The 2,652-nt window shown below is 62.9% G+C and carries 3 protein-coding genes; all 3 read left to right on the top strand.

All coding sequences use genetic code 11. The annotated features are described in order from the left end of the window. Positions 1 to 355: 355 nt before the first annotated feature. From tcyJ to tcyN, 3 genes are read left to right on the top strand one after another with little or no spacing between them, the layout of a single operon-like run. Positions 356 to 1,150, top strand: a complete 795-nt coding sequence (tcyJ, locus tag ACO6VM_RS22825; RefSeq protein ID WP_422403852.1) for a cystine ABC transporter substrate-binding protein — start codon at positions 356 to 358, stop codon at positions 1,148 to 1,150. Continuing rightward, positions 1,147 to 1,815 (top strand): cystine ABC transporter permease, encoded by a 669-nt coding sequence (gene tcyL / locus ACO6VM_RS22820; RefSeq protein ID WP_125465993.1) that lies wholly within the window; start codon positions 1,147 to 1,149, stop codon positions 1,813 to 1,815. The genes tcyJ and tcyL overlap by 4 nt, the downstream gene beginning before the upstream one ends. A 2-nt stretch (positions 1,816 to 1,817) precedes the next feature. Continuing rightward, on the top strand, positions 1,818 to 2,579 hold the full coding sequence (gene tcyN / locus ACO6VM_RS22815) for an L-cystine ABC transporter ATP-binding protein TcyN (protein WP_125465994.1): 762 nt from the start codon (positions 1,818 to 1,820) through the stop codon (positions 2,577 to 2,579). Positions 2,580 to 2,652: the final 73 nt, after the last annotated feature.

Genomic DNA, 2,652 nt, shown 5'->3' with positions numbered 1-2,652 from the left:
GTCTTTTCCTTGTTTTCGTTGTTTCGGGGCCTTGTTCTCTCCTTCTCCCCCCCCCCCCCCCCTCCCCTCCCCCCCCCCCCCCCCCCCCCCCCCCCCCCACGGGGAACTCCATCCTTGCTGCAATCACGATACGGCAAATCCCCCTCTTGGAAAAAACAACGCTTTATTCCATCCTGCGCTAAGTCAGGCATAAGCAACGCTGACGGGGTGTCCATTCGTGGCTACCCTCAACCCTGCCACGGGATGGCAATGTGCAGCCATGGAATAACAACCGGCTTTTTTATTATTTCCAGGCCTATACGGCCCAGCTTTATATTTGCCACCCACTACTTCCACAACAAGCGCGGGGCCACACATGTCCAAATTCGCCAAACCCCTTCTCAATGCCAGCCTGGCGCTCCTGCTCGGCGCCGGCCTGCTCGGCCAGGCCTTCGCCGGCGAGCAACTGAAGACCATCCAGGAAAAAGGCGTGATCAACGTCGGCCTGGAAGGCACCTACCCGCCCTTCAGCTTCCAGGATGAAAACGGCAAGCTGGCCGGCTTCGAAGTGGAACTGTCGGAACTGCTGGCCAAGGAGCTGGGGGTCAAGGCCAAGGTGCAGCCGACCAAATGGGACGGCATCCTCGCCGCGCTGGAGTCCAAACGTCTGGACGTGGTGATCAACCAGGTGACCATCTCCGAAGAGCGCAAGAAGAAGTACGACTTCACCGAGCCCTACACCGTCTCCGGTATCCAGGCGCTGATCCTGAAGAAGAAAGCCGACACCCTGAACATCAAGACCGCGCAAGACCTGGCCGGCAAGAAGGTCGGCGTGGGCCTGGGCACCAACTACGAGCAATGGGTCAAGCAGGACGTGCCGAAAGCCGAAGTACGCACCTATGAAGACGACCCGAGCAAGTTCGCCGACCTGCGCAACGGCCGCATCGACGCCATCCTGATCGACCGCCTGGCCGCGCTGGAATACGCGCAAAAAGCCAAGGACACCCAGCTCGCCGGCGACGCCTTCTCGCGCCTGGAAAGCGGCGTGGCCCTGCGCAAGGGTGAGCCAGAGCTGCTGGCCGCACTCAACAAGGCCATCGACAAGCTGAAGGCTGACGGCACCCTGGCCAAGCTGTCCGAGAAATACTTCGGTGCCGATGTCACCAAATGATTGCTGAAAGCCTGCAACTCGTTGCCGATTCCACGCCCTTCCTGTTGAAGGGCGCTGGCTACACGGTGCTGCTCAGTGTCGGCGGCATGTTCTTCGGCCTGGTGCTGGGCTTTGCCCTGGCACTGATGCGCCTGTCGAAGATCCTGCCGCTGGACTGGCTGGCACGCATCTACGTCTCGTTCTTCCGTGGCACGCCGCTGCTGGTGCAGCTGTTCGTGATCTATTTCGGCATGCCGCAGATCGGTATCGAGCTCGACCCGATCCCGGCCTCGCTGATCGGTCTGTCGCTGAACATGGCGGCGTACATCTGCGAAATCCTGCGTGCGGCGATCTCCTCGATCGACCGTGGCCAGTGGGAGGCCGCTGCCTCCATCGGCATGACCCGCACCCAGGCCATGCGCCGGGCGATCCTGCCGCAGGCGCTGCGCACCGCGCTGCCGCCGCTGGGTAACAGCTTCATCTCGCTGGTCAAGGACACCGCCTTGGCGGCGACCATCCAGGTGCCCGAGCTGTTCCGTCAGGCGCAGCTGATCACCGCCCGCACCTTCGAAGTGTTCACCATGTACCTGGCGGTTGCGCTGATCTACTGGATCCTCTGCAGCATCCTCGCGCACTTCCAGAACCGCATGGAAGCGCGGGTCAACCAGCACGACCAGGAGCACTGACGATGATCGTAGTAGAAGGCCTGACCAAGCGGTTCAAGGGCCAGACCGTGCTCAACGGCATCGACCTCACCGTACAACCGGGCGAAGTGGTGGCCATCATCGGCCCCAGCGGCTCGGGCAAGACCACCTTCCTGCGCTGCCTCAACCTGCTGGAAACGCCCGACGCAGGGCGCATCCAGATCGGCGATATCAGCATCGACGCCAACCGCCCCCTGGGCGGCCAGCAAAGCGCGATTCGCCGCCTGCGCCAGCAGGCCGGCTTCGTGTTCCAGAACTTCAACCTGTTCCCTCACCGCACCGCGCTGGACAACGTCATCGAAGGGCCGGTGATCGTCAAGAAGACGCCTCGCGACAAGGCTATCGAACTGGGCAAGCGCCTGCTGGCCAAGGTCGGCCTGGCCGGCAAGGAAGACGCCTACCCCCGGCGCCTGTCCGGTGGCCAGCAGCAGCGGGTGGCCATTGCCCGCGCCTTGGCCATGGAGCCGGAGGTGATCCTGTTCGACGAGCCCACCTCGGCGCTCGACCCTGAGCTGGTGGGTGAAGTGCTGGCGACCATCCGCGGCCTGGCCGAGGAAAAGCGGACCATGATCATCGTCACCCACGAGATGAGCTTTGCCCGCGATGTGGCCAATCGGGTGATCTTCTTCGACAAGGGCGTGATCGTGGAACAAGGTGAGGCCAAGGCGCTGTTCGCCAACCCCAGAGAGGAGCGTACGCGGCAGTTCTTGCGCAAGTTCCTCGGCACGACTGCCGCACAGGACTGATCCACCGCAATCGCGGGGGGGGAGGGGTTGTTCGCCTGGGCCTTCGTCTCTTCGGGGGTGTTGGTTGGCGTTT

This window comes from Pseudomonas sp. GZD-209, assembly GCF_049310485.1.
GTDB lineage: Bacteria > Pseudomonadota > Gammaproteobacteria > Pseudomonadales > Pseudomonadaceae > Aquipseudomonas > Aquipseudomonas sichuanensis.
Note: the sequence above shows the minus strand (reverse complement) of the source record. Positions and strands in the feature narration are given on the sequence as shown.

Excerpts from the sequence above, each read along its gene's own strand:
- tcyJ (WP_422403852.1), top strand. The coding sequence starts at position 356 with ATGTCCAAATTCGCCAAACCCCTTCTCAATGCCAGCCTGGCGCTCCTG.
- tcyL (WP_125465993.1), top strand. The coding sequence starts at position 1,147 with ATGATTGCTGAAAGCCTGCAACTCGTTGCCGATTCCACGCCCTTCCTG.
- tcyN (WP_125465994.1), top strand. The coding sequence starts at position 1,818 with ATGATCGTAGTAGAAGGCCTGACCAAGCGGTTCAAGGGCCAGACCGTG.